This is a genomic window from Nocardia sp. NPDC052112, from assembly GCF_040680135.1.
Classification (GTDB): Bacteria; Actinomycetota; Actinomycetes; order Mycobacteriales; family Mycobacteriaceae; genus Nocardia.
On record NZ_JBFAWD010000005.1, the window covers coordinates 269212 to 271454 of the forward strand.

The 2243-nt window shown below is 66.7% G+C and carries 4 protein-coding genes; 2 read left to right on the forward strand and 2 right to left on the reverse strand.

The window, feature by feature from the left end; all coding sequences use genetic code 11:
* Nucleotides 1–8 precede the first annotated feature (8 nt).
* Nucleotides 9–788, forward strand: coding sequence for an ESX secretion-associated protein EspG (locus AB0L58_RS12135; protein WP_364385306.1), 780 nt, complete (start codon nucleotides 9–11; stop codon nucleotides 786–788).
* 58 nt (nucleotides 789–846) lie between these two features.
* Here AB0L58_RS12135 and AB0L58_RS12140 read toward each other — a convergent pair whose 3' ends face one another.
* Nucleotides 847–1188 (reverse strand): hypothetical protein, encoded by a 342-nt coding sequence (locus AB0L58_RS12140; protein WP_364385309.1) that lies wholly within the window; start codon nucleotides 1186–1188, stop codon nucleotides 847–849.
* A gap of 17 nt (nucleotides 1189–1205) precedes the next feature.
* A complete protein-coding gene (locus AB0L58_RS12145; protein WP_364385312.1) occupies nucleotides 1206–1448 on the reverse strand; it encodes a hypothetical protein in 243 nt (80 codons plus the stop codon).
* A 492-nt stretch (nucleotides 1449–1940) separates the two neighbouring features.
* On the opposite strand from AB0L58_RS12145, the gene AB0L58_RS12150 reads away from it, so the two are divergent.
* Complete coding sequence (locus AB0L58_RS12150) at nucleotides 1941–2081, forward strand: hypothetical protein (protein WP_364385315.1); 141 nt, start codon at nucleotides 1941–1943, stop codon at nucleotides 2079–2081.
* The last annotated feature ends 162 nt before the right edge of the window (nucleotides 2082–2243 follow it).

A 2243-nucleotide genomic window follows, 5' to 3' on the forward strand; every position in this document is an offset into this window, starting at 1 on the left:
GTGGAGAAATGACCCGAACCTGGAAATTCACCGACCTCGAGTTCGTCGTCGCTTGGGAGGCCATCGAGGCGGATGTGCTTCCATCCCCCTTCATCTTCACCAGCAGCACGCCGCTGTACGAGGACTTCCAACGCGAGAAACGGGAACTCCGTGCGCAATTGGGCAGCAGGATCGACGATGTCGCACCGGTGCTGGATATCGTTGCGCGGCCGGATATCCGGATCGAACTGCACGGGTGGGGCAGCGACTTCGACGACGCCGACAGCCAGATCCGCCTGCTCGCGGTCCGCCGCGAAGGCTACGGATATCTGCTGAAGCAGTTGCCCGGCGAAACCGCTTGGCACAGCGGCGGTTACACCATCAGCGAATGCGGTCCACTGGAGCTCGCGGATCTCCTCATCGCCGAACTCCCGGATGCCACCCCCGGCAAGCTCCCCGATGTCGTACTCGCCCCGCGCGACCGCAACCCCGATCTGGACTATTCCTATGGCCAGTCGCTGGTAGCGGACACCTTCGACGACACCGTCGACCGCCTGGCCGACCAATTCCTCCGCACCCCCGCCACCGGCGAGGGGATCATCGAAGTCGAGCAGGGACTATCCCGCTTCGGTCCCCGCGGCGTAGCCCGCAGCCGATTGGGCTGGCGAGACCTCACCGACGACGGCCGCTACGCCATCACCCCTGCCAGCCCACCGGTCGCGGTCTCCGCCGACACCAAACGGCTTACCACCCTGTTGAATTCAGGCATCGCCGAAGTGATCAAGGCCATCAAGGACGAACGGCGCTGACGCGAGCCCTCATAGCCGAGAGCCCGCGCCGGTTCACCAGTGCGCTACGACCATTCGGTCAACTGTCACCGACCGGCTCCGCCGAATCGTCCGACTCTCGACGCTCCTGCGCTTGGGCAGCCGAAAGCCCACCGACACCATCGGCGAGCACGTCCGCCAACGCCTGCCCACCAGCGGCCGCCACCTCCACCAGCACCGACCAACTCACCAACTCGGCGCGCTGCACCCCCTCCAGACCACGCAACGCCACCGGCACACAATCATTGACGTGCCCCGAACGGCCATGCGACACCCACGCCGAGGTCGCATCACCGACCGCCACCTGGTCGACCCCGGCAACAGGCGGGCGCGAATCCGGTTCGTCCGTATCCGGTCCGACGGATCCGGGATCGCGGGGCATAGCAACTCGGTTGCCGCTCACCCAATCCGAAGGAACAGCCGGAACCAGCGGATCAGATTCTCCGGCTTGCGCTCGGTGCAACTCGGCCTGGTCCCGGGCAGCGCCATCACGGTCTTCGTGGGGACGGCGTCCTCGGATGACGTGGAACTGCTCGCGGTCGAATCGGTTTCGTCCGGCCCAGCCGGCATGGCGTCCAGGTCGGGACCGCCGGCCGCCGAATCGAGTTGCCTCGTATCGGGGTGGCCGGATTCCGATTGCATCCGATCACGGATCTCGGCGATCAGTTGCTCGGCGTCTTCTGGGGTGAACCGAGACCGACCCCATCCAGACCACGGGCCCGATGCGGCGAAAGACCCAACACCACCGCCGGATCGAACACAGCCGGCGGTCGGACACCCTGACCAAACGCCTGTGCCCGTGGCGAGAGACCGGAGCCGAAAGCGGTTACCTTCCCCGGATCTCTCGGGTCCTTCGACGGTACGGGCCGCCCACCAGCCCTAGGACCGCCTAGTATCCGGTCCCCCGGTCGGGGCGCGGCCGTCGTCGCCGTCATCCTCGTCGTCACGGTCCGCACTGTCGGCGACGGCCGTCCGAGTAACGTCGGAACCACCTGTGACCGAATCTGTTTCGCTGTCAGCAGCAGCTGCGCGCGTGAGCGACGATTCGCTTGCATCCGCAGCAGCACTCGGGAGCCGTTGTGGCGATTGCGCTCCCGCGTCATCGGGCCACTCCCCATCGTCATCGGACCCGACGTGAGACTCGTCGTCACCGTCACCGGACACGACATAGCGCTCGTCGTCCCCGATGTCGCCGTCGGGCTGGTGCGCCCGCGACGCGCTCGCATCGTCCTGGCTGCCCGCACCCACCCGGAAGTCCGCTCGTGGCGCGGCTGACTCGACGGGCCCGCCGGGCATATCCATCACCTGACCGGTTTCCGGATCGGCGCGCTGTGTGGTATGTGCGGCCGATGTTTCAGGTGCTCCGGAGCTGATTGCGGCCGAAGCGTTTTCGCCGCGAGCCGTATCCCCGAACGACCCACCTTCGGCACCGGCGGT

Coding starts and splice junctions, on each gene's coding strand:
- AB0L58_RS12135 (WP_364385306.1), top strand. CDS start 9: ATGACCCGAACCTGGAAATTCACCGACCTCGAGTTCGTCGTCGCTTGG.
- AB0L58_RS12140 (WP_364385309.1), bottom strand. CDS start 1,188: ATGCCCCGCGATCCCGGATCCGTCGGACCGGATACGGACGAACCGGAT.
- AB0L58_RS12145 (WP_364385312.1), bottom strand. CDS start 1,448: ATGCAATCGGAATCCGGCCACCCCGATACGAGGCAACTCGATTCGGCG.